The sequence below is a fragment of the Methylobacterium indicum genome, from assembly GCF_017347565.1.
Classification (GTDB): Bacteria; Pseudomonadota; Alphaproteobacteria; order Rhizobiales; family Beijerinckiaceae; genus Methylobacterium; species Methylobacterium indicum.
Genome location: NZ_AP024145.1, coordinates 5,988,380 through 6,009,567, shown reverse-complemented (window position 1 = coordinate 6,009,567; position 21,188 = coordinate 5,988,380). Strand labels below are relative to the sequence as shown.

At 74.3% G+C, this 21,188-nt stretch carries 24 protein-coding genes; 1 reads left to right on the top strand and 23 read right to left on the bottom strand.

Annotated features, from left to right (window positions below; genetic code table 11):
* Window positions 1-44: 44 nt before the first annotated feature.
* Window positions 45-470 carry a Ros/MucR family transcriptional regulator gene (locus tag miv_RS27940; RefSeq protein WP_207180176.1) on the bottom strand — a complete coding sequence of 142 codons (426 nt, stop codon included), beginning with the start codon at window positions 468-470 and terminating at the stop codon, window positions 45-47.
* Between the two features lie 329 nt (window positions 471-799).
* Here miv_RS27940 and miv_RS27935 point away from each other — a divergent pair, with 329 nt between their 5' ends.
* On the top strand, window positions 800-1,681 hold the full coding sequence (locus tag miv_RS27935; RefSeq protein WP_058618620.1) for a L,D-transpeptidase: 882 nt from the start codon (window positions 800-802) through the stop codon (window positions 1,679-1,681).
* 81 nt (window positions 1,682-1,762) lie between these two features.
* Here the strand turns inward: miv_RS27935 and miv_RS27930 are convergent, their stop codons facing one another.
* From miv_RS27930 to miv_RS27825, 22 genes are all read right to left on the bottom strand, one after another.
* The gene (locus miv_RS27930; RefSeq protein ID WP_048427281.1) at window positions 1,763-2,032 is read right to left on the bottom strand and encodes a Pam3-gp28 family putative phage holin; all 270 of its coding nucleotides are present in this window, start codon (window positions 2,030-2,032) and stop codon (window positions 1,763-1,765) included.
* A 32-nt stretch (window positions 2,033-2,064) separates the two neighbouring features.
* Complete coding sequence (locus tag miv_RS27925; RefSeq protein WP_207180175.1) at window positions 2,065-2,637, bottom strand: glycoside hydrolase family 108 protein; 573 nt, start codon at window positions 2,635-2,637, stop codon at window positions 2,065-2,067.
* Window positions 2,638-2,731: 94 nt separating this feature from the next.
* Window positions 2,732-3,352, bottom strand: coding sequence for a hypothetical protein (locus miv_RS27920; protein WP_207180173.1), 621 nt, complete (start codon window positions 3,350-3,352; stop codon window positions 2,732-2,734).
* Window positions 3,353-3,360: 8 nt separating this feature from the next.
* Window positions 3,361-4,839, bottom strand: a complete 1,479-nt coding sequence (locus miv_RS33555; RefSeq protein ID WP_244748748.1) for a DUF2793 domain-containing protein — start codon at window positions 4,837-4,839, stop codon at window positions 3,361-3,363.
* On the bottom strand, window positions 4,832-8,773 hold the full coding sequence (locus miv_RS27910) for a baseplate multidomain protein megatron (RefSeq protein ID WP_207180171.1): 3,942 nt from the start codon (window positions 8,771-8,773) through the stop codon (window positions 4,832-4,834). The genes miv_RS33555 and miv_RS27910 overlap by 8 nt, the downstream gene beginning before the upstream one ends.
* Entirely contained in the window at window positions 8,770-9,270 is a 501-nt protein-coding gene (locus miv_RS27905) for an NlpC/P60 family protein (RefSeq protein WP_207180169.1), read from the bottom strand. The genes miv_RS27910 and miv_RS27905 overlap by 4 nt, the downstream gene beginning before the upstream one ends.
* On the bottom strand, window positions 9,248-10,135 hold the full coding sequence (locus tag miv_RS27900) for a DUF2163 domain-containing protein (RefSeq protein ID WP_207180167.1): 888 nt from the start codon (window positions 10,133-10,135) through the stop codon (window positions 9,248-9,250). Before miv_RS27900 ends, miv_RS27905 begins: the two co-directional genes overlap by 23 nt.
* A gap of 5 nt (window positions 10,136-10,140) precedes the next feature.
* On the bottom strand, window positions 10,141-10,776 hold the full coding sequence (locus miv_RS27895) for a DUF2460 domain-containing protein (RefSeq protein ID WP_207180165.1): 636 nt from the start codon (window positions 10,774-10,776) through the stop codon (window positions 10,141-10,143).
* A gap of 36 nt (window positions 10,777-10,812) precedes the next feature.
* Complete coding sequence (locus tag miv_RS27890) at window positions 10,813-12,180, bottom strand: hypothetical protein (RefSeq protein WP_053220770.1); 1,368 nt, start codon at window positions 12,178-12,180, stop codon at window positions 10,813-10,815.
* Complete coding sequence (locus miv_RS27885) at window positions 12,177-12,740, bottom strand: gene transfer agent family protein (protein WP_207180164.1); 564 nt, start codon at window positions 12,738-12,740, stop codon at window positions 12,177-12,179. Before miv_RS27885 ends, miv_RS27890 begins: the two co-directional genes overlap by 4 nt.
* Window positions 12,741-12,747: 7 nt before the next feature.
* Complete coding sequence (locus miv_RS27880; protein ID WP_207180162.1) at window positions 12,748-13,194, bottom strand: phage tail tube protein; 447 nt, start codon at window positions 13,192-13,194, stop codon at window positions 12,748-12,750.
* 26 nt (window positions 13,195-13,220) lie between these two features.
* Window positions 13,221-13,640 (bottom strand): DUF3168 domain-containing protein, encoded by a 420-nt coding sequence (locus miv_RS27875; protein ID WP_048426033.1) that lies wholly within the window; start codon window positions 13,638-13,640, stop codon window positions 13,221-13,223.
* Window positions 13,640-13,924: a hypothetical protein gene (locus miv_RS27870; RefSeq protein ID WP_122982730.1), complete on the bottom strand. Its 285-nt coding sequence runs from the start codon at window positions 13,922-13,924 to the stop codon at window positions 13,640-13,642. Before miv_RS27870 ends, miv_RS27875 begins: the two co-directional genes overlap by 1 nt.
* On the bottom strand, window positions 13,921-14,223 hold the full coding sequence (locus tag miv_RS27865) for a hypothetical protein (RefSeq protein ID WP_058618026.1): 303 nt from the start codon (window positions 14,221-14,223) through the stop codon (window positions 13,921-13,923). Before miv_RS27865 ends, miv_RS27870 begins: the two co-directional genes overlap by 4 nt.
* The gene (locus tag miv_RS27860) at window positions 14,223-14,597 is read right to left on the bottom strand and encodes a DUF4054 domain-containing protein (protein WP_048426031.1); all 375 of its coding nucleotides are present in this window, start codon (window positions 14,595-14,597) and stop codon (window positions 14,223-14,225) included. Before miv_RS27860 ends, miv_RS27865 begins: the two co-directional genes overlap by 1 nt.
* A gap of 1 nt (window position 14,598) precedes the next feature.
* Window positions 14,599-14,853, bottom strand: coding sequence for a hypothetical protein (locus miv_RS27855; RefSeq protein ID WP_207180160.1), 255 nt, complete (start codon window positions 14,851-14,853; stop codon window positions 14,599-14,601).
* Between the two features lie 15 nt (window positions 14,854-14,868).
* A complete protein-coding gene (locus miv_RS27850; RefSeq protein WP_207180158.1) occupies window positions 14,869-15,816 on the bottom strand; it encodes a DUF2184 domain-containing protein in 948 nt (315 codons plus the stop codon).
* 14 nt (window positions 15,817-15,830) lie between these two features.
* The gene (locus tag miv_RS27845; protein WP_207180156.1) at window positions 15,831-16,274 is read right to left on the bottom strand and encodes a structural cement protein Gp24; all 444 of its coding nucleotides are present in this window, start codon (window positions 16,272-16,274) and stop codon (window positions 15,831-15,833) included.
* Entirely contained in the window at window positions 16,274-17,275 is a 1,002-nt protein-coding gene (locus miv_RS27840) for a DUF2213 domain-containing protein (RefSeq protein ID WP_207180154.1), read from the bottom strand. The genes miv_RS27845 and miv_RS27840 overlap by 1 nt, the downstream gene beginning before the upstream one ends.
* A 360-nt stretch (window positions 17,276-17,635) precedes the next feature.
* Window positions 17,636-18,901, bottom strand: coding sequence for a DUF1073 domain-containing protein (locus miv_RS27835; protein ID WP_207180152.1), 1,266 nt, complete (start codon window positions 18,899-18,901; stop codon window positions 17,636-17,638).
* Window positions 18,901-20,250, bottom strand: a complete 1,350-nt coding sequence (gene terL, locus miv_RS27830; protein ID WP_244748747.1) for a phage terminase large subunit — start codon at window positions 20,248-20,250, stop codon at window positions 18,901-18,903. Before terL ends, miv_RS27835 begins: the two co-directional genes overlap by 1 nt.
* Window positions 20,251-20,290: 40 nt before the next feature.
* Window positions 20,291-20,725, bottom strand: a complete 435-nt coding sequence (locus miv_RS27825) for a hypothetical protein (RefSeq protein WP_048426025.1) — start codon at window positions 20,723-20,725, stop codon at window positions 20,291-20,293.
* Between the last annotated feature and the right edge of the window lie 463 nt (window positions 20,726-21,188).

Sequence of the window (21,188 nt, the reverse complement as noted above, 5' to 3'; positions counted from 1 at the left end):
CGTCCCACCGGCGCCCCGACCTCAGGGGACCGCGGGGCTCGCGTCTATCTGGCCCCGCCGCGGCCGCGCTGGTTCTGGCCGAGGCCCGAGGTCTTGGCGAGCTCGGAGCGCTGGGCGGCGTAGTTGGCAGCGACCATAGGATAGTCCGACGGCAGGCCCCATTTCTGGCGGTACTGCTCGGGGGTGAGCCCGCGGCCCGACAGGTGGCGTTTCAGCGTCTTGTAGGGCTTGCCGTCCTCGAGGCTGATGATGTGATCGGGCGTGACCGTCTTGCGGATCGGCACCGGCGGCGTCGCCTTCTCGGGCTCCGGCGCCTGCGGCGTACCGAGCTGGTTCAGCGATGCATGGACTGCCGCGATCAGTGCCGGCAGGTCTCCTACTGGAACCGAGTTGTTCGCCACGTAGGCCGATACGACGTCGGCGGCGAGCTCGATCAAATCGAGGGATCGGGGCGTATCGTCGTTGGTCATGGCCCACCGGATCGAAGTGACGACCTCAGGAGGCCACGTATTCACGCAGGCGTCAACCGTAGCAGATGTGAATGACAACAGATTTCGACGGTTGTGATACGAACCGGAAAAAGTATCGCACCCGACTTTCTGCGTCGCAGTTCACCGTCCGCGATCTGTCCCTGCCGGGGCGGCGCCGGGGCCACACCGGCACGGGATATCGCGCTAGCGCGTTGGTCCAGACGGTTTTTTGTCCGCGACGGTTTCCCCTCCGGGGGGAAATGCCCTAGCTGTTGCTGCATTGCGCCATCCGGCGCCCCGTTCCTGTCAGCACGATCCCAAGACATCCCATGACCGACAAGAACCGCCGCCTCCTGGTCGCCGGCCTCGGCTCGACGCTGCTCGCGGGCGCGTGGATGCGTCCCGCTCTCGCCTGGACGGATCAGGATTTCGCGCCCGCCCGGCGCCGGCGCTCCCGCGATCCCGTCCCGGCGGATGACGGCGCGTTCTACGACACGCGCGGCCAGGCCGCCGATCCGTACTACCGGGGCGAGCCCGCCCCGGTCGAGACGCCGGAGGAGGATTCGTTCTGGGGCGGTCCGCGGCGCCAGGTGGCGCCGCCGCAAGGCGCCGTCGACCCCAACGCCGCGGTGGTGGTCGATGACGGCCCGATCGACTACGCCCGCGCCTACGCGGCGCTCGACACCGAGCCGTTCCCGGTGCAGGCCTTCCGGTGGCGGCGTGCGAACCCGTCCTTCCTGCGCCAGGAGGTCGCCTATGGCGGCCGCTACGCGCCGGGCACGATCGTGGTCGATCCGCGGGCGCACCACCTCTACCTGGTCCAGGAGGGCGGCCGGGCCCGCCGCTACGGCGTCGGCGTCGGCCGCCAGGGCTTCGCCTGGAACGGGGCGGCCACCATCAACTCCAAGCAGGCCTGGCCGGACTGGTACCCGCCCAAGGAGATGATCGCCCGCCAGCCGGCGCTCGCCCGCAGCGTGTCGAAGCTCCAGAGCGGGCTCGGCGTGCCGGGTGGCCCGCGCAACCCGCTCGGCGCCCGCGCCCTGTACCTGTGGCAGAACAACAAGGACACGCTCTACCGCATCCACGGCACGACCGAGCCGGAGAGCATCGGCCGCAGCGTATCGTCCGGCTGCATCCGGATGATCAACCAGGACGCGATCGACCTCTACGCCCGCGTGCCGGTGGGCGCTCAGGTGGTGGTGCTGAGCTGACGAACCGGCGGAAAGCCGCGCGAACACCCGTTTCCTGCATGGCGGTCCGGGCGGCGGCCCGCCGGTTCCGGATGCGGGACTCTACTCCGACGGCCGGACCTTGGGACTCGGGACCGCCTGCGCGGTCGCCGGGGCTGCGAGGATCGCTTTGACCGCCGGGAGGGCGGCGGCGGCCGCGACGAGGCCGGCGTTGCGGCGCACGTAGAGGCCCCAGACGGTGACGATCAGCGTCACCAGGGCGCCGGTCAGGGTGGTGGCCGTGTCGGCGTCGAGCCAGCCGCACCCGACGGCGATGCCGCCGGCGAATTGCAGCAGGGTGCGCAGCAGCGTGGTGAGTTGTTCCTGGTTCATGGCGCTCTCGCTGTGACGGGGATTCGTGGGGCTCAGGCCGCGACACGCCGGCCGCAGGCGGGACAGGCGGCCGGGACGTCTCCGTCCGGGGCGGCGTGGAGCGCGAGCGCGGCGGCGCGGACTTCCTCCACCCGCCGGCCCCAGCCCCGGCCGAACCGCGGCCAGGTCGAGAGCGCCCGCAGGAAGGCCAGCCGCCCGTCGCACAGGGCGTTCACCAGCCCCGGCACGTCCCGGCCGGCGAGCGCCGCCAGCGTCACCGGCCCGAGCCGCCCGTCATCGGCGACGCCCAAGGCCCGTTGCAGCCCGATCACCGCGCGCTTCGGGCCGCTGTTCACCGCGAAGTCGAACAGCGCGTAATCCAGACCCGCCGGCAGCGCGTCGCCCTGCACCGCGTCCCAGAACCGGCGCCGGTAGAGCGGCGACACGCTCGCGACCGTCAGCGCCTTCACCTCCGCCTTGGTCGCCGGCCGGCCGAGCCACAGGCTCAAGGTGCCGATCGTCACCCCGAGGTTCGTCGCACCCCCCGGGTCGGCCGGGTCGTCGGACCATCCGCCCTCGTGGGCCAGGACGAGCGGCATCGCCCGCTCGAACGTCGTCGCGGTCATCGGTCTCTCCAGGTTGTGCAGAGGGGGGCGGCGCGCCGGCCCGCAGGCCCGGGCGTCGGGCCGCGATCAGGGGCCGCCGGTTAGGGATCGGCGATCAGAGGGTGGCGGCCTGGCGCCACAGCGCGTCCAGCGCCGCCGCGTCGTAGCCGATCGCCGTGCCGAGCTGCGCCACCATCGGGTGGCCGCGCTCGAACGCCGTGGCGCCCGACAGCAGCATCCGGGCGGCGAAGCGCTCCGCCGCCGGCAGCGCCGTCACCGCCGCCTCGATCGGCGCCGGAAGACGGCCGGTCATCACCGCCGCCAGCGCCGCGTCGGGCGTGATCGCCCCGGCCAGCGCCAGCGCCTGGAAGAACTGCCGGTCCGAGATTGCCGGCAGCACGTCGGCCGCCGGCGCCTCCCGCGCGGCGAGCTGCGCCGCCAGGCCGTCGCGCTCCCCGGCCAGGGCGTCGCGCTCGCGCCGCAGCGCCGCCGCCTCGGCCACGGCGGCATCCCGCCCCGCCAGCGCCGCCGCGTCGATCCCCGCCAGCACCGCCGAGAGCGGGAACCCCGCGGCCTCGGCTTGCGCCGGGCTCAGCGCCCCGCTCGCCACGAACTGCGCCTCCGTCGCGCCCGGCGGCGTCACGGACCGGCCGAGCACGACGTGCCAGGCCGGCGCCTCGGCCGAGCCCGCCGGACGGCCGCGATACAGGAACTCGTACAGGTAGGGTTCGCTCATCGTCGTCCTCACGCCGCAACCGCGCTGTCGTCCGACAGCCGCCGCCAGGCCCCATTGGAGTAGGTGGCCGTCACGCCGGTGCCCGCGCCGGCCGCCTCCGTGACCTTGCGGCCGTTCGAGACGTAGACCTGAGCCCCGACCACCCCGGCCGGCAGCGTCGCCACCGTGTAGGAGCCCGGCCGGATCGGGCCGCCGACATCGAGCTTGGTCGCGGGGTAGGCCCCGACCCCGATCCCGACATCGCCACCGTCCTTGATCGCCATCAGCACCGAACTGCCGGCGGAGTTGAAGAAAGCGTGCGCCGCCGCCTGTCCCGCCACGCGCGGGTAGAACAGGAAACCCCATCCGGGATCCGAGTAGATCGCCCCGGGCGTGAACGCGCCGCCGCCCCCGATCATCACCCCGGCGAAGCTCGGCTGATTGGTCGCGCCGAGCCCGAGCGCCGTCGCGCCCTGCGCCGCGGTGCCGGTGAGCACCGTGCGGCCCGCGGCGCTGGCGTCGGTGATCTCGGCCGCGGCCGGGCCGGTGACCGGCTTGCCGGAGGCACGGGCATAGGTGAGCACCCGCCAGGCCCCGGCGGCGTCCGACACCGCCAGGGCCGTGTCGCCGGCGGCGGTGACCAGGTTCGCCCCGCCCGGCAGGACCAGGCTCGCGGCGTTGTGGGTGAGCGTCGCGGCGTCGGTGAAGCGCAGGAACCGCACCCGGTTCGCGGCGGTGCCGAAGCTCGTGACCGTGCCCGAGCCGGTGAGCGCCACCTTCAGCGCGGCCAGCCCGCCGAGGTCGACCGTGCCGGCGACCGCGGCGGAGGCCTCCGCGGCGGCGAGGTCGAGGCCGCCGGTGGCGCGGTCGATCCGCAGGGCCTCGCGCCAGGTGCCGCCGTCAGTGGAGACCTTCACCCTCAGGTCGTCGTCGCCGGTCAAGCCCAGCTCCGCCCGGCCGGAGAAGCCGGACTGGAACAGCAGCGACAGGGTGTTGCCGGCGGCCTGCTTGTTGAGGGTGTAGCGCAGGTCCCCGGTCCCGCCCTCGGCCGCCGTCAGCGCGGTCCAGAGCGCCTTGTTGAGCTTGGCGGCGAAGGGGTTGGCGGCGTCGGCCGTGGTGCCGATGCCGAGCCGCGTCAGGTTCTGGAGCACCGTCAGGGTGGAGCGGAACGAGGCCCAGGCCACACCTGTGAAGGTATACAGGTCCACCTCGTCCGCCACGAAGGCGAGCCAGCCGGGGCGCGGCGGGAAGGACCGCCAGGTCCCGTCCTGGTAGCGCACCACCCGGCCGGCCCAGCCCGCCCACGCCCCCGTGGGGGAAGCACCGGCGATCAGGTAGCGGTCGCCCTCGGCCGGGTTGGCCGGGGGCGCGGTCAGGTCCTTGTCGAGGACGGCGAGCTGGACCAGCGTGTCGAGGCCGACGAGCGCCTCGTTGTGGGTGACGTGCTTTTGCGCCTGCGCCGCCGCCATCAGCGGCAGGGACAGGTTGGCGGTGATGGCGTCAGGCATACAGGGTCGCCCTCAGGGCCGCGCCGCGGCCGTAGGTTGCCGAGACTTGGTGGATGGCGACGGACAGGCTGGTGACCGGCCCGCCGAAATCCGCCGCCTGGTGGGCGGCGGTGTAGGTGAGCGCGGGCGTCCCGACCTCGAACGTCCGCAGCACCGCGGCCCCCGCGCCCGGGCCCGCCAGCACGTCGAGGCTGTAGGCCTCGACCTCTTCGGCGAGCGGCACCTCGACCTGTTCCCACGGGTCGCCGTCGATCCGGGTGCGCCGGACCCACGACAGCCGCAGGTCGCCCGAGACCGCCCGCACCAGCCGGCCTTGCGCCGGCGCGTAGGGCCGCAAGCCCACGCCCCGGAACGCCAGGGTGGCGCCGGTGAAGCTCGGATCGTCCTGAGGCCGGCCGAGCGGCCCCCAGCGCCAGGCGAGCGGCACCGTGCGGGCCGATAGCGGCATTCCCGACTGCACCAGGGCGTCCGTCAGCACCACGAACGGGGCGCCGATCGGCGTCGGGCTGCCCAGGGCGAAGTCCGTCCCGAGCTGGCCGCGCAGCAGCGTGGCGAGCCGGTAGCGGCCGGGCGCCAGCAGGGTCGCTTGCGCCCATTGCAGCACCTCCCACTCGCCGGACGGGGTGAGCAGCGCCGCGACGTTGGCCCCGTTGAGCACGTCGACCTCCGGGGCGGAGGCCAGCTCCACCCCGCGCGGCACCTCGAGATAGACGCTGTTCACCCGGTCCCACCGCCCGCAGGGGCCCGGGTAGAGGTCGGCCGTGAGCCGCCCGATGATCGACCGGGCGCCCACCGTGGCGTCGTCCTCGAACGCCCCGCCGGCGGTGGAGCGCAACACCGCGACGGGCGACCACGGCGCCGTGTAGGCGGCGAGGTAGGGGGCATGGGGCACCGCGTCCGGCCGCAGGAGCGGCAGGTCGAGGAACCGGAACAACGCCACCCCCACGGTCGCCGGCGGCTCGGCCGGCCGCGGCGTCGCGGTGCCGTCCCGGTAGGCGTAGACCGCGAGGTCGGTGCGGATCGCGCTCGCCGGCCGGCCCAGCTCGAGGCCGAGGCGGGTGAGCCGGTAATCGGTGCCGCCCCCGGCGAGGGCGAGGGTGACGACATCGCCGGCATCGAGCGCCAGGCAGGACGGCGGCAGGGTGACCCCGACCTGCTCCCGCTCGACCACGCCCTGATAGAGCAGCGCTTGCGCGATGCCCCGGGCTGCCCCCTCGTCCAGGCAGAGCGGCACGCTCACCCGCTGCACCGCGTTGGCCCGGCCGTTCACCCGGCGCGCCTCCACGGAGGCCGACTGGTAGCCGCGCTGCGGATCGATGTAGGTGAGCGCCACCACCCCCGGCAAAGCCGTCTCTTCGCCCCGGGTGCGCCGGTAGTCCCCGCCGGTGCCGCCCCGCGCCACCAGGTCGTCGGCGGTGAGCTGCATGGCCGGCGCTCGCGCCAGCGGGGCGAAGACCAGCCGCCCGGCCGACTCCGCCGCGTCGAAGAAGAAGCACGCCCGCAGCGGGTCGAGGGAGGCCCGCGGCGTCTGCACCTCCGCGATGGCGTAGCCCTCCACCAGGCCATGGAGCCCGCCGACATCGATCGGCACCCCGAGCCCGCCGCACAGCTCGGCCACCACGTCGGCGATCGGCGTGAGCCCGAGCCGGCCGTTGATCCAATGGCCCAAGCGGTAGTTCGGCCCGTCGCTCCACACGGCGGCCTGACGCGGGAAATCCGGGTAGGGCCGGGCGTCCCACGTCCAGACGAACAGCCGCTCGGGATCGACCATCCGCCCGCCATAGACCGACGAGACCGGGTTGCCGGCCGTCCCCTGCCAGTACGCGAGCGTCGCTTCGAGGTAGGCCCGTTGCGCGGCGAGGTCGCGCCGGCCGTTCGAGTAGTACGGCAGGAACGACTCGGACGACTTCGGATCGACGAAGACGTTGGGTTGGTTCATGCCCTTGTCGACCGCCGGGCACCCCACTTCGATGAAGCGCACCGGCTTGCCCTGCGGCACCCACGCGGTCGCCTGCGCCTGGCGCACCCCGCCCGGCCGGTGGCGGTGCGGGTTCGCCCACCAGCCCCGCAGGTCCTTGAGGCGGAACACCCAGTGCTCGCCGTAAGCCGTATCGGCGATCGGCGCCCGGGCCTGCGCGTCGCGATCGGCCGGCGTCGGATAGTACCAGTCGAACAGCTCGCCGGCCGCGACGTTGCCGGCGAGGTATCCCGGATCGTAGGGCGAGGGCACCCCCGATGTGAACGTGCCGCCCTTGGCGTCTGCGTGGTCGAAGCCGTCGCGCCAATCGGCGAGCGGCATGTAGTTGTCGATGCCGACGAAATCGATATTGGCATTCGACCACAAAGGATCGAGGTGGAAATACACGTCGCCCGAGCCGTCCGCCGGGCGATGAGAGGCGTATTCCGTCCAGTCGGCCGAATAGCCGAGCTTCGTTCCGCTCCCCAGGATCGACCGGGCGTCGGCCGCCAGGCCGATGAGCTGCGCCACCGCCGGGAAGGTCGCGGCGTCCGACCTCACGGTGGTGAGCCCGATCATCTCGGACCCGATCAGGAAGGTCTCGACCCCGCCGGCGGCCTGCGCCAGCCGGGCGCAGTGCAGGATGAAGCGCCGGAACGAGAACTCCGCCTTGGCGCTAGTGACCGTCTTGCCGTTCCACGCCAGGTCCGCCGGCGCCACGCTGCCGAAGAACGCCGCGACCTGATCGGCCGCCGCCGCGGTCTTGTCCGGGCTGCCGGGCCGGCCGGGGGCCGGGTGGCAGGTCACGCGCCCGCGCCAGGGAAACGCCGCCTGCTCCGCCGCCCCGTAGGGGTCGGGCAGGCCGTTGCCGGGGGCGATGTCCATCATCACGAACGGGTAGAGCGTGACCGCGTAGCCCCGGCCCTTGAGCGCCTGGATGAGCTGCACCACCGACAGGTCGGAGGGCGCCCCGCCCAGCATCGGCGCCCCGCCGGCATCCCGGCTGACGAGGCCCGCGCTCGCCCGGTCGACCCCGCCGGCGAGCCATTCCGGGGTGGTGGTCTTGTTCGCCGTCTCGGCCTTCGGGACGATGCGGCAGGCGCCCAACCGCAGGTCGGTGCCCTGCCAGGCGACCACGAGGGAGACGTGCCGGCAGCGCGGCGCCTCGACGGCGAGCTGGTCGAGGGCCTTCAACGCGTCGACCCCGCCCGAGACCGTGTTCTGTCCCGCGATCCCGCCGAAGGTCGAGGCGTTGACCGGCACGGTGGCGTAGGTGAACTCCCCCATGCTGGGGATCATCGTGACGGCCGTCACCAGGTCCTCCAGCGCCGGCCGGCCGGAGGCGTTGGGCGCCCGCCGGATCACCTCGGCGGTGAGGACCGGCACCCGGTTGCCGAAGCCCGCCAGGGGCAAATCCTCGAACACGATGTAGGCCAAGCCCCGATAGGCCGGGGCGTTGGCGGCGCCCTCAATCGCGGCAATCTTCGGGTCCGGGCCCTGCGCCTCGTCGCCGAGATAGACCCGGGCGCCGTAGGCGGCGAGCGCGATCGGCTTGCCGTCCGCGTAGACCTGGCCCACGGCGACGATCGGGCCTTCGCACAACGCAATCGCCACGCTGACGCTGTACGAATACGTCACGTTGAACTGCTTTTGCGTAGCCCCGCCCTTGCCGCCGGCGGACTTCACCTTCTCGACCTTCTGGACTTCCTTGATCTTGGTCGCCCAGATGATCTGCCCGCCGACGCGGACCCGGCCGAACACGCGCGAGATGGCCGCCCCTTCGGTCGAGGCGGTGACGTGGAGATCGGCCAGCCGCGGCCCGATATTGATCTGCGGCTTGGGGCGGGACCCGAACAGGGCGCGGTCGAGGGCGCTGCCGCCGGCGGCGCCCAGCGCCTGGCCGATGGCGCCGCCGATCGGGCCGCCGAGGGCGGAGCCAGCCGCCTGGCCGACCGCCGAGAGGACGAGCGTGCTCATGAGGGGGGCTCCGGCGAGGGGGTGGGCGAGGAAGCCGGCGCGGGATCGGGTCGGATCGCGGGGAACCGGAAGGCGTAGGCGATGCGCCGGGACCAGGCCGGCGGGATCCAGGTCTCCACCACCGCGTGGCCGTCATAGGCGTGGATCATCTGCGCCGGGCCGGTGAGGATGGCGCAGTGCTTGGCCGGCAGGCGATCCCGCCAGCGGAACAGCAGCACGTCGCCGGGCTCGGCCGCGTCGGGCGCGAGCGCCACCAGGTGGCGGGCGGCGGCCTCCCGCAGCGTCTCCCGCCCCCGGTCCTCGGCCCAGCTCGGCGAGTAGGGCGGCGGCACCTCCGGCTCGGCGCCGTAGGCCTCGGCGTAGACGCCCCGCAACAGGCCAAGGCAGTCGCAGCCCGCGCCCCGAAGGCTGGCCTGGTGGTGGTAGGGCGTGCCGAGCCAGGTGCGGGCCAGCGCGACGATGCGCGCCCGCGTGTCAGCCGAGGCGGCCTCCGTCATTGTCTGCCCCCTGCACCGCGTAGGCCACGGCGTAATCGTTGCCCGGAAGGTCCGGGAAGCCGCGGAAGTTGAGGACGTTGGCGAACTTGTCCCGGCAGCTCGCCAGGGACTTGTCGCAGCCGGCGACGACCTGGAACGTGTCGCCGGGGTTGATCGGGGCCGGCATCGGCTCCCACAGGTCGAGGCTGGCGAGCCCGCCGGCGAGGCCGTGCGCCCGCACCTCGACCGCGGCGCCGGCATTGGCACCGGAGGTCCAGACCAGCCGGCCGGCCTCGAACCAGCGCGAGACGTAGGCGGAGAGGCCGGACGCCGTGACGCTGCGGGCGCTCCTCACCGTCGCGACCGTGCCGGCGCCGCGGATCGCGGCGGCCCCGGCATCGATCCCGCAGCGGGCATCGCCCAGCAGCGCGTCGCAGGAGCGTTGGTAGACCCGGCCGCGGGGCTGGTTGAGGCGATCGGCGAGACCCCGCACCTCCGCCGTGAACGCGGTGGGCCCGCGCGAGACCTCGCCCACGGTGCCCGACAGGATCAGCACCCGATCGGCCGGGCTCGCCCAATCGACCCGCCACACCGCGACCGCGGCGCCGTCGAACAGGCCCCGCGCCAGCTCGCTCTCCGCCAGGCGCCCGCTGGTCAGGGCACCGACGATTTCCAGGCTGTCGGCCGCGAGGCCGGTGCCCTGCTCCACGGCGGTGCCGGTGGCGCCGCTCTCGGCCGAACAGGTCACGCCGTCGACCACCAGGTCCTCGTCATGGTCGGTGAAGCCGAGGCGCAGGCCGTCGGTGCGGGTGACGATCCAGCATTGGCAGAGCGTGGTGACCCCGCTCGCGAGGCTTGCAGCGAGGGAGGGAGAAAGCGTCTTCATGGCGGCTACCGGCGGATCTCGATGACCGGGATGTCGGCGACGAGGCCGGCGCGCAGGGCCTGGTGGTCGATCTCGATGCGGTCGGTGGCAAAGCGCACCGGCACGTCGAAGAGAAAACCCGCGGTGACGACCGCGCCCGCGGCGGGCGCCGCTTTCAGGGTGACGAGGCCGGTGGCGACGTCGAGGGTGAAGGCGGCGGCCCCGAGCGCGACGCCGCCGACCGCGATGCTCACCGAGCCGGCGACCGGCTTGGTGATCGGGCGGGCATAGGGGGCGAAGGCGGCGCCGTAGGTCTTGGCGAGGGGAAACGCCCGGGTGGTGCCGTCGCCGGTGCCGAGGCGCTGGTCGGTGGGGGCGGGGGTCTGACCGGGCGCGGCGGAGCTGTGGTCGAAGGTGTCGCGCCAGCGAAAGCCGTAGAGGGGCCCGCGGCGCTCCTCGAAGAAGGCGAGGAGCGTCGCGACGTCCTCGGCCGAGCGCAGGGCGGGCCCGGCATTGTAGCGGCGACGGGCGTGGCGCCAGAGGCTGTTTCTCTCCTCGTCGCCGGAGCCGAGGGTCACGATCTCGGTGCGCCGCTCCGGCCCGCCGCGGGAGCCGTAGGACAGGGCGAGGGGAAAGCGCACCTCGTGGAAGGAGCTGGACATGGCGCGCGGCCTCCTGAGGATGACGGGGCCCGGCCCTCACAGACCCCGGAGGCCGCGCTGCACCGCCCGGGCGAGCGCAGCGCTGACCTGCGCCTCCGAGCGATGGAAGCTCGGGGCGTCGGCGGTGGCGATCGAGACCGAGATCTGGACGGTCGGGACGGCGGGCGTCGGCGCGACGCCGTGGGACGCCGGCAGGATGCGCCCGGGCTGGAGCGGCACGAAGGTCTCGCGACCGCTCTCGCCCACCGTGTAGGCGACGCCCGGGGTGACGGGGCCGCCGGCGGCGCGCCCGGTCGGGTTCTGGGTCAGGCCGAGCGAGCCGAGGGCATCGCCGATCAGGTCGGCCCCGGGGCTGCCGCGGCCGAACAGGCCGTCGAAGGCACGATCGAGGCCCCGGCTCGCCAGCGTCGTGGCGAGCCGGGCGACGACCGTGGTCAGGCGCTCGCCGTGCAGGATCGCGCCCTTGAAGCTGTCGGCGAGCACCGAGCCGAGCTCGCGCGAAGCCGTTTGGGCGGCGCGCTGCGCGGCTTCCGCCCGCTCGACCTGGGCGGTCGCGGCGCCGTAGGCCTCGGCCACCCGGTCGACCTCCGCGCGGAGCGCCGGCGTCACCGCGAGGTCGGCCTTCTTGGCGGCTTCCAGCAGGCGGAACGCCGCCTCGGCCCTGGCGGCGGCGCCCTCCTCCCGGCCGACCGACTCCGCCTCGATCCTGAGGAGGCCGGTGCGGCGGGTGAGGCGCGAGACCTCGTCGCGGAAGCCGTCGTCCCCCTCCTCCGCGCTCGCCCGGGCCGGCGTCGTCCGGACCGGTGCCCGGAGGGGCGCGGGTGCCGGCGCACCACCTTGCGGCGCGGGCTCGGAAACCGGCGCGAGGCTGCCGCGGGGGGCCGCATCGCTGATCGCGAAGGCGTCGGCGATGCGGGCGCGGATCGCCGCGCCCTCCCCCGACGCCGCCTTCACCCGCCGGCCGAGATCGGTGACGAGGTCGGCGGCGGCCGGGATTTTCTGGGCGATGTCCCCGACCGCGCCCGCCACCGCGGCGAACCCCGCCACCGCCTCCCGGGAGGCGGAGCCGGCCTCTCCGAGGCGCGCGGCGAGACCCCCGACCGCGTCGTCGACCCGACGCAGGGCGGCACCGTCGCCCGCAATTGCCGGCAGGGCGTTCGCCTGCTCCATCGCCCGCTGGATCTGACCCAGGGTCTCCGGCGCGGCCATGCGGGCGAGCTCGTCGCGCAGCGAGGCACCGGCCCGGGTCATCGCGGCGGCGATGCGGCCGGACCCGGCCTCGACGGCGCGTTCGGCCTCCGCCATCGCCCGCTCGGCGAGCGGCCCGGCCCGAGAGATCTCCCGCTCGTAGGCCGCGACGTTGGCCTCGAGCGAGACCACCAGGCGCTCGATCTCGGTCGTCATGCGAAGCCCTCGTCGGAGGCGTCCTGGATCCAGGCCCAGAGCGCGTCCTCTTCCTGCGGCGTCGGGGCATCGGCGGCGTCCGGATCGCGGGCACGGTTGAAGCCGTCGATGTAGGCGGCGAGCTGCCACAGGCTCATCGCCCGCAGGTCGGCGGCGGGCAGGCCCATGGCGGCGGCGGCCCCGTAGAAGGCCGCGAAGGCGATCCGCCCCTCGGGCCCGGCGGCACCGGCCGGGCGGCCGACCCGCTCGTCCTCGGCGCCCTCCAGCGCCGCCGCCAAGACCAGGGCGGCCTTGGCGATGAGCGCGATGCAGGGCAGCCCGTCGAGACGGCGGGCGATGGCGTGGGCCCGCGGTACCGGGGTGCCGCCGCCGATCAGGCCGAGGCGCAGGACGTCGCGCACGTCCCGGAACCGGTAGGACAGTCCGGCATGGAGGCGCTGCAGCAGGGCGACCGGGCCGAGGCCCGTCGCCTCCTGCAGGGCCTCGAGGTCGCCGATGGCGAGGCGGAAGCGGTGGGTGGCGCCCTCGAGATCGAGGTCGACATGGCCGTCGCGGCTCATCGGCGCCTCACGCCGCGGCCGTGAAGGCGATCGTTCCGGTCGATTGCAGCGCCACCGTGACGCTGCAGCGCTCGCCCCGGACGGCGCCGACCTCGAAGCTCGTGAGGTGAAACAACCCCTCCCAGGCGCCGCCGCCCTCCGCGCCCGTGCCGCTCACCTCGACCCTAGCCTTCACCGGCACGTCGGATTCGTAGGCTGCGCGCCAGCGCGCGAGGCTCTGGCGGGCCATCACGCCCTTGCCGGAGACCGCGACCGACTTCGACACCGCGAACCGGTCGACGAAGGGCGCGGCGTCCTCGTTGGCGCAATCGGGCACGACCGCGCTGTTGGTTTCCTTGGTGAACTGCGCCGCGCGCTCGGTGAGGCCGCAGGGTGCCTCGAAGGTGCCGGCTTTCGCCGGGCTCTCGAGCTTCACGGCGATCGCCGAGAACGGCAGGGTGGTGGGCTGCGCCATGGCGGGTTCGCTCCCGGATGAGGATGTCAGGTCGTTTCGGCGACGACCGCCCCGAAGCGGGCGACGCCGTGCCAGGAGCCGGGCCCGAGGGGCTCCGGCAGGACGAGGCTGCGTTCGTGGGAGAGCCACAGGAGCTCGCCGCGGGGCAGCGCCAGGTCGGCCTCGTCGAGGGCGGCCGCGACGGCGGCGAGCAGCTCCTGCACGGGGCCGAGGCCGCGAGCGCCGCGCAGGAAGGCGTGGACGGTGAGGCGGCAGGTGCAGCCCCGCCAGCCTTGCGCCTCGTAGGGGCCGACCTCCGGCGGATCGACGCGCAGGAACGGCCATTCCTCCCGGGCGCCGACCACCTCGCGCACCCGGCCCCCGACCAGGCCGCGCAGGGCCGGATCGGCGAGGAGACGCTCCCGCGCCATTCGCAGGAGCCCGGGGGAGAGGTCGAGGCCGGCCATCAGCCCGCCCCCGTCAGGCGCGCGATCGCCGGACCGATCACCGGGCGCGGGCTCTTCGTCGCGGTGCCGAATTCCCGTGCGATCAGACCCCGGGCCTCGACCGTCACGGCGGCACCCGTCGGGGTCGCCGCCGCCTCGGCACGCCCGTCGGGCAGCTCGGCGGCGATGTCGGCCGCGAGCGCGGCGGCGGCCTCCGCCGCGCGGCGCCGCGCGGCCTGCGCGCCGGCCTCGGCCAGCCGCGCGAGCCGCGCCTGGAACGGGCCGGTCTCGACTCTCTGGGTCACAACGGTCTCCCCTGAATGAGGGCGTGGCTGCCGGCGGGGTCGGTCTCCACCGCGACGATGCGGTGGCGGATCCCCGCCAGGGTGATCTCGTCGTCGAGGTCCGGGGCGGCGCCCGGCGTCAGCACGACCGCCCGCACCAGGCGGCCCGGCAGGCCGGGCTCCTCGCCCGCCTCCCGGGCCCCGTCGATCCGGGCGCGGACAGGCTCGTTCCCGAGGCCGGCCCGGTGCAGGATGGCGGCGTCGAACAGGGGAGCGATCACCCCTCCGAGATGGCGGCCGAGGCCGTCGAGGAGCCCCATCACACCACCGCCACGCCGGGGCTGTTGCGGCGCATCACCTCGTGGAAGCGCCGTCCGTAGGAGGTGAGCCCGAGGGTGCCCGGGGCGGCGTCCGGGGCCGGGTCGCGGCGCTCCAGGTGGAGCGTGCCCGAGCGCAACGCCTTGAGGTCGAGGGCGCCCGCCCGGGCGAGCTCGGCCTCCGGCCCGCCCTGCCCGTCGAGAGTGAGGGTATGGGCGGCGTGGAGCATCCGCCCGAGCCTGGCATCCGCGTCGGGCCAGGACGCGCCGACCCGCGGGGCGGCCTCAGCCAGCGCTCCGGCGATGACCGCATCGGCGATTCCCGCGAGGGCCGGGAAGCGGGTCCGGAAGGCCTCGGGCGTGATCGCATCCGCCATCTCACGCCTCCTCGCCGGAGGTCGGCCGCTCGCGGCCGCGGCGGCGCTCGGGCCGGAGATCGGGCCGGGGATCGGGGCTTGGCTCCGCCGCCTCGATCCGCACCTCCCCGGCCGCCGCCCAGGCGGCGAGGCAGGGGTCGGGCCGGTCGGGGAGCGCGAGGACCGCGCTCTCGCCGGGCACCAGGAGCCGAGGCGCCCGCGCGCCCTTCGGCCAGACCAGCCGGGGACCGGCGGCGTGGTTCGTCACCCGCATCATGATGGTGGTTCTCCGTCAGATGCCGTCGAGGTAGCGGCAGGCGGCCGGGCGGCGGATGTCGAGGCCGCCGAGCCGGAAGGCACCCGGCACCTCGAAGCGCCACGGGCCGGTCTGCCAGGCCGGAAAGAACCGGAACGGCATCGGCAGCCACAGCTTCAGCACGGAAGGGTCGCGGCGATAGGCGACGAGGCGGGCGCTGCCGCCGGTCCCGGCGGTCTCGAGCGCCCGCACGCCGTAGACCGTCAGCTCCTGCCCGGTCTCCAGGGTGTAGACGTTGTGGCGCCGGATCCAGTCGAGCAGGGTGAGCGGGCTGATGCCGTCGAGGCGGCGAAGCCCGATGCCGAGCATCTGCTCGTAGGGGAGCAGCAGGGTATCGGCCATCTCGACGGTGTTCGAGCCGGTGAAGATGCCGATCAGCTGGCCGTTGACGTCGGCGAGGATCTGCTCGGGGGTTTTCTGGGCCCAGGCGGTGCTGCCGTTGGTACCCGTCGCCGCAGCGCTGCCCACCGTCACGCCCGGATGGTTGAGGAGGCCGGAAAACCCCTTGCCGGGATCGCCGAACAGCGCGACCTGGTCGATGAACTCCTCGGAGGCGAGCCGCGCCGCGTCGGCCTTGTCGGCGTCGAGGGTCATGCCGAGCAGCTGGGCCTTGCCGAGCTCCTCCAGGTCGTAGCCGTAGCCGATGCCCGCCATGGCGACGGTGGTCTCGTGCTGACGGCGCGTGATCTCGACCTTCGGCACGTCGGCTGCCGCACCATGGACCCAGGTCGCCTGGCCGACCCGGTCGACCGAGAAGTAGGTCACGGTCGGCACCCATTCGGGTGCGGCGGTATCGACCGGGACGAGGCGCGGATAGCGGATCGCCGGGTACTGGGCGCGATAGACGGTGGGCTCGATGAAGGCCTGCTGGCTGACCAGGAAGGCGAGCGCCCGGGGGGTATCGGTGACGAGGGTGCGGGTCATGCGCGTGCCTCTCTTCAGTTCAGGCGCAGGCGGACGAGGCCGCCGGCGGGGGCGGAGGTGTCGAACAGGGCGTTGGCGATGGCTGTGTTGCCGGAGGCGGCGGCCGTGATCGCGCCGGCAGGCGTGACGTAAGCCGGGCTGCCGGCGCTCGCGGCCGAGGCCGTGACGACCCAGACGGCGCCCGACACCATCACCGGGGCGGTCTCGCCCTTGGCGAAGAGGTCGGTTCCGGCCGGGTTCGGCCGGGCGTTGCGGTCGGCGAGCACGATGCCGCGGAAGACCGCGCCCGTGGCGGCGATCCCGTCGTCGCGGCTGCCCTGGAAGGCGGCGCGGCCGAAGCCGATCCCCTCCGGGGTCTCGACGGTGCGGCTGAGGATGGTCGCCGGGTTCTGGTCGGCGGCCATGCCCTCGTAGGCCGCCGCCGGGCGGCCGGGATAGCTGGTCTGAACGGGAGGCATCAGCGGGCTCCTGCGGGTTTCCAGGCGTTGCGGAGGGTCTCGACCATGGCGGCGTGGGCCGCCTCCTGGGTGAGGGCGTCGGGCCGGCGGTCGCGCAGGGCGTCCCGCAGCGGGTCCGGGGCGTGAGACGGCGCGGGCCGCGGGCCGGCGACGACGACCCGGAAGGCGCCCTCGATCGCGGCGGCGCCCATGCCGGCGGCCTCCGCCTCGCCGAGGGCCTGGGCGACGGCGGCGCGCCGGATCGCGCCGGCGTCGAGGCCGGCGGGATCGAAGGAATCGCCGAGGATGCGGCGGGCCTGCGCCACCAGGGCGCCGCGCTCCGCCGCCAGCGCGTCGAGGGCCGCCATGTCCGGCACCCGGGCGCGGAGCGCCGCGACCTCGCCCTCGCGGGCGGCGAGCGCGGTCTCGGCGGCCTCCGCCCTCGCCTCGGCCTCGGCGAGGCGCCGGGCGAGGTCCGCATCGCCGATCCGGCAATCCGGCCCGGCGCGGCCCTGCGCGACGATGGCGACGTGGTCGACGATCACCTGCGTCTGGCGGGCGTCGTAAGGGCTGCCGTCCGGGGCGGTGCCGGGGGTCCAGTCGAGGTCGCAGGTATAGCCGACCGAGACCTCGCGCCGCCCGCCCTGCACCGCCGCGATCGCCGCCGAATCGGCGAGCATCATCGGGATGCGGACGAACTCGCCGTCACGCACCACCTCGTCGCCGACATGGCCGCGCGCCACCCCGCGCCAGGTCCGGGGCGTCACCGCCTCGGGCGGGTGGTCGAGGGTGACGGGCTTGTGGCCAAAGCTGCGCAAGCTCTCGGGCCGGAAGATCTCGTCGGGGTCGCGGTAGATCCGGACCTGCGGGAGGTCCGGCCGGGCGACCTCGTCGCCGCGATAGACCTGGACGTTGCCGGCCCGCGCCGCGCGGGCCTGCACCACCAGGGCGCCGTTGCCGAGCGGGCGCGCGCCCGCGATCCCGGCCGCGGGGCCGAGGCTGAGTCGGTCGAAGATGTGCATGGGGGATGTCTCGCGTGGGAGGTGGGAAGCGCCGCGCCGGTGCAAAGGTCGGTTCACATGCTGGGTCGCGCGCATCGCTCCTCTCCCCGCGGGCGGGGAGAGGGCCGCGTCACCGTTCAGGTGACGCGGCGCGGCGGCGCATCGATCCCGAAGGGATCGACCCGAGGGTGAGGGGGTGGTGCCGGAGGAGCCTCATCCGTCGAGACCCCCTCACCCTCGCTCCGGCTTTCGCCTGCGCTCGTCGCTTGCACGACAAGGTGCAAGCGACCCTCTCCCCGCCCGCGGGGAGAGGAGATGAACCCGCGCCTTGTTCGGCGATGTGACCGTGTCGGCCCGCTCGGGAGTGGGTGGGAACCCGGCTCAGCCCGCCGGCCGCGCGAAGGCCGCGGCGATGCCGGGGAAGAGATCGGCGGCGGAGAGCCAGCCCTCGACGCCGCGGGCGAGGACGTGCGCCGGCACCACGCCCTCGCGCGCGAGCATCGCGGCGGTCTCGGCCTTGAGGCGGCCGATCTCCGCCTTCTCGCGCTCGCTCGCCTGGGCGAGCGGCCGCCAGGCGTAGCGCAGGGCGGGCTCGTCGCGGCCGAGGGCGTCGCGGATCAGCAGCCGGTCGAGGCGGGCGATGGCCGGTGTCAGTTCGACGGTCTGCCGCGCCGCGACGTGGTCGTGGTAGTTGCGGATATCGGATTCGCCGGTGGCGTTGAGGCCGGCGGGCGACTGGCCCAGCAGCCGCGTCACCGGGATATCGGCCGCGCCCGCCGCGACTTGGAGAAAGAGGCGGGCCACCTCCGGCAGGCCGGAGAAGTCGAGCTGCTTCTGCTGGTAGCGCTCGCCCTCCGGCGAGCGGCCGTCGCCTTCGAGCAGCAGCATCCCGAACAGGCCCTTCATCCGGGCCGCGTAGGCGAAGCGCTCGGTGAGCAGGCGGGTGCCGTCCTCGGTCGAGAGGGCTTGCGACAGGCCCGGCACCGAGATCACGTCCTGCTTGGCCTCGGGCAGCATCGCGGCGATGTGAGCGGCCGCCGCCGTCGCCTGGTCGATCGCCTCCAAGAGCGCCTGGAGCACGCTGTCGCCCCAGCCGTCGCCGACGATGTCGTCCGGCAGCGCCGCGCCGAGGAGGCGCACCACCCGGGAGGGATGCACCACCTGTCCGCCCGCGATCGTGTAGGCGATGGGCTCGCCGAACCAGGGCGAGAGCGGGTCGCGCTCGATGGCGCCGGCCTGGATCCGGCCGCGGGGCAGGACGTGGAGGTAGCGCAGGCCCCCCTGCCCGACCGTCTCGGGTTCGAGCGGCAGGCTCGGATCGGGCGCACCGTCGCCGATCAGGAGTGCAGCGCCGCCATGCAGTCGGGCGAGGCGTAGGGCTCGCAGCAGGCGGTCCTGAAGGCCCAAGCGCTCCTCGCTCGCGGCGAGCGCCGCCGCGACCTCCGGCGGGGCCTGCCAGGCGCGCCACTCGCGCAGCATGTCGAAGGGCACGATGTCGACGACCTTGCGGGCGAGCCAGTTGTCCCGGTAGGCGGCGTCGAGCTCGGCCCGGGCCCGGGGCACGTGGACGTGCAGGTTGCCGGTGCTCTTGTCCCGCGGCCCGCCGAGGCCGGAGACGAGGTTGGCGAGGCGGTCGGCGAGCCACATCACAGGACTCCGAGCAGGCCGTATCCCGGCCGGGCCAGCGCCGAGAAGGCGCGCGAGAGGGCATCGACCTGGTCGAGGAAGGCCCCGTTGGGGAAGGTGCAAAGCTCGTCGAGGAAGGCCTCGTTCCAGGGGCCGGCGACGAGGTGCAGGTTGCCGGCCTCGGCCTGGGCCGAGACCGGGGCGGCGCGGGTCGCCTTGTCGCCGCTCTCCGGCGAGGCGCGCGCGTCGTAGCCGGCAAGCCGCCCGACGAGGTACTGCGCCTGCGCCTTGCCGGCCTGGCCGGGATCCTGCGGCAGCGAGATCCGGCAGGCCGGGCCGTCCTCGGCGGCGGTGGCGAGGATCAGCCGTTCGACGCCCCCGGCCGAGAGCCGGTCGCGGCGGACGTCGACGACGTAGAGATGCCCGTCGGGCGCGCGGGCGAGCTTGACGCCCGCGGTGTAGTCTGGCTGGCGTCCGGCCTTGGGCACGCTCGCCGCGAGATCCCAGGCCCGCACGGCGGTGCAGCCGGCGGGGACCGCCCGCACGAGGGTGAACCAGCCGCGCTTGAACAACCCGCCGTCCCGGGGGGCCGGCCGCTGCTGGTACTGGCCGGCTGCCGCGTAGGCGCCCATCGTCGCGGTGTCGCGCTCCACCACCTCCCTGGGGAAGCGGGCCGGGAACAGCAGCTCGCCCGACTCGCGGCGCGGGTCGCTGAAGCCGATCCGGGTCGCGCAGGCGCGCTCCGGTTCGAACTCCATCGGCAGCATCAGGTGCTCGTAGCCGAGGTTCCGGGCGAGGATCACGCCCGACAGGTCGCGCTCGTGCAGCCGCTGCATGATCACCACGATGGCGGAGCGGACGGGGTCGTTGAGGCGGGTCGGCACCGCCTCCAGGAACCACTGGGCCACCGCCTCGCGCACCCGCTCGGACTTGGCGCCCTCGACCGAGATCGGATCGTCGAGGATCACCCGGTCGCCGCGCGAGCCGGTGATCGAGCCGGCCGAGACCGCCTCGCGCAGGCCGGACGCCGTGGTCTCGAACCGGCCCTTGCGGTTCTGGTCGCGGGTGAGACGCACCCGCTCGCCCCACAGGTCCCGGTACCAGGGCGAGGTGATCAGGCGCCGCGTGCGCAGGTTGTCGCGCAGCGCCAGCCGCTCGGTATGCGAGACCGCGACGGTGCGCAGCGATGGCCGGTTCTTCGGCCCCCATTCCCAGGCCGGCCAGAACACCCCGGCGAGCAGGCTCTTCATCGTGCCGGGCGGCACGTTGATCAGGAGCCGGGTGATCTCGCCGGCGGTGACGGCTTCGAGATGGGCGGCGACGGCGTCGATGTGCCAGCCGTGGATGTAAGGCGCGCCCGGCTCGATCACCGGCCAGGCCCGACGGACGAACCCCGCCAGGCTCTCCTCGCTATCGAGCCGGTCGAGGGCCCGGATCAGGGCCGGCGGGTCGCTGAGCCAGGTGTTCGGCGATGGCCCGAAGCTGGGCCCGCTGCTCGCCGTCGAGGAGGCGGAAGGCGGCCTGGGGATCGGGGAGCGCGGTGTCGTCACGGAGTTTTCCGTCCCCCTTCGCGTCGAGATCCCAGGCCTGGCGTTCGAGGGCGATCCACAGCCGCGCCGCGGCAGCGAGATCGCGAAGAGCCGCGACGCGCTTCTGCAGGGCCGCGGCCCGGGCAAGCCCGCTCTCCTCCGACCCGTCCTCCGGCACGGCCTCCTCGGCAATCGCCGCCCGGAGATCGTCGAGGAGCCGCAGGGTCAGGGCGGCGCCCTGCGCCACCACGATGCGGTGGCCCCCGAGGACACCGCCCGGACGAGCCGGATCCGCGGGTGCGTCACGCGCGGCCATGACGGGTAGAGCGGTATCCCGCTCCCACCCTTCCGCCCGCGCCCGGCGACGCAACGCCGCCGGACTGATGCCGAATTGCCGTGCGATCGCGGCTCCGCGGTCAGGGGCGGCCCGGTAGGATGCCGCGATCCCCGCCCAGTCGATGCTGCGCCGCGCTTCACGCCGTTCGGGGCGCGTCGTGGCCGAAGGCTTCTGTACAGGCGGTTTCTTCGCCGATGGCTTCTTCGCCGATGGCTTCCTGGCCATGTCGCCTCGTCGGAAGGTAGGAGGCACGGCACGGCCGCGGCCCGCCGGCATCCGAGGCCGGCGGGCACGAGCCGCCCTTCGCCTCGGTGATGCCGTGGGCCGGGTCCGGGGACACATCCCCGCATCGGCGGGGCAGTCGAGCGGCCACGTCCCTCGATGGGGCAGGCCGCGGACCCGGATAACCTGAAACCCTTATACCCGCCCCACCGATGTTCGT

Excerpts from the sequence above, each read along its gene's own strand:
- miv_RS27940 (WP_207180176.1), bottom strand. The coding sequence starts at position 470 with ATGACCAACGACGATACGCCCCGATCCCTCGATTTGATCGAGCTCGCC.
- miv_RS27935 (WP_058618620.1), top strand. The coding sequence starts at position 800 with ATGACCGACAAGAACCGCCGCCTCCTGGTCGCCGGCCTCGGCTCGACG.
- miv_RS27930 (WP_048427281.1), bottom strand. The coding sequence starts at position 2,032 with ATGAACCAGGAACAACTCACCACGCTGCTGCGCACCCTGCTGCAATTC.
- miv_RS27925 (WP_207180175.1), bottom strand. The coding sequence starts at position 2,637 with ATGACCGCGACGACGTTCGAGCGGGCGATGCCGCTCGTCCTGGCCCAC.
- miv_RS27920 (WP_207180173.1), bottom strand. The coding sequence starts at position 3,352 with ATGAGCGAACCCTACCTGTACGAGTTCCTGTATCGCGGCCGTCCGGCG.
- miv_RS33555 (WP_244748748.1), bottom strand. The coding sequence starts at position 4,839 with ATGCCTGACGCCATCACCGCCAACCTGTCCCTGCCGCTGATGGCGGCG.
- miv_RS27910 (WP_207180171.1), bottom strand. The coding sequence starts at position 8,773 with ATGAGCACGCTCGTCCTCTCGGCGGTCGGCCAGGCGGCTGGCTCCGCC.
- miv_RS27905 (WP_207180169.1), bottom strand. The coding sequence starts at position 9,270 with ATGACGGAGGCCGCCTCGGCTGACACGCGGGCGCGCATCGTCGCGCTG.
- miv_RS27900 (WP_207180167.1), bottom strand. The coding sequence starts at position 10,135 with ATGAAGACGCTTTCTCCCTCCCTCGCTGCAAGCCTCGCGAGCGGGGTC.
- miv_RS27895 (WP_207180165.1), bottom strand. The coding sequence starts at position 10,776 with ATGTCCAGCTCCTTCCACGAGGTGCGCTTTCCCCTCGCCCTGTCCTAC.
- miv_RS27890 (WP_053220770.1), bottom strand. The coding sequence starts at position 12,180 with ATGACGACCGAGATCGAGCGCCTGGTGGTCTCGCTCGAGGCCAACGTC.
- miv_RS27885 (WP_207180164.1), bottom strand. The coding sequence starts at position 12,740 with ATGAGCCGCGACGGCCATGTCGACCTCGATCTCGAGGGCGCCACCCAC.
- miv_RS27880 (WP_207180162.1), bottom strand. The coding sequence starts at position 13,194 with ATGGCGCAGCCCACCACCCTGCCGTTCTCGGCGATCGCCGTGAAGCTC.
- miv_RS27875 (WP_048426033.1), bottom strand. The coding sequence starts at position 13,640 with ATGGCCGGCCTCGACCTCTCCCCCGGGCTCCTGCGAATGGCGCGGGAG.
- miv_RS27865 (WP_058618026.1), bottom strand. The coding sequence starts at position 14,223 with ATGGGGCTCCTCGACGGCCTCGGCCGCCATCTCGGAGGGGTGATCGCT.
- miv_RS27860 (WP_048426031.1), bottom strand. The coding sequence starts at position 14,597 with ATGGCGGATGCGATCACGCCCGAGGCCTTCCGGACCCGCTTCCCGGCC.
- miv_RS27855 (WP_207180160.1), bottom strand. The coding sequence starts at position 14,853 with ATGATGCGGGTGACGAACCACGCCGCCGGTCCCCGGCTGGTCTGGCCG.
- miv_RS27850 (WP_207180158.1), bottom strand. The coding sequence starts at position 15,816 with ATGACCCGCACCCTCGTCACCGATACCCCCCGGGCGCTCGCCTTCCTG.
- miv_RS27845 (WP_207180156.1), bottom strand. The coding sequence starts at position 16,274 with ATGCCTCCCGTTCAGACCAGCTATCCCGGCCGCCCGGCGGCGGCCTAC.
- miv_RS27840 (WP_207180154.1), bottom strand. The coding sequence starts at position 17,275 with ATGCACATCTTCGACCGACTCAGCCTCGGCCCCGCGGCCGGGATCGCG.
- miv_RS27835 (WP_207180152.1), bottom strand. The coding sequence starts at position 18,901 with ATGTGGCTCGCCGACCGCCTCGCCAACCTCGTCTCCGGCCTCGGCGGG.
- miv_RS27825 (WP_048426025.1), bottom strand. The coding sequence starts at position 20,725 with ATGGCCGCGCGTGACGCACCCGCGGATCCGGCTCGTCCGGGCGGTGTC.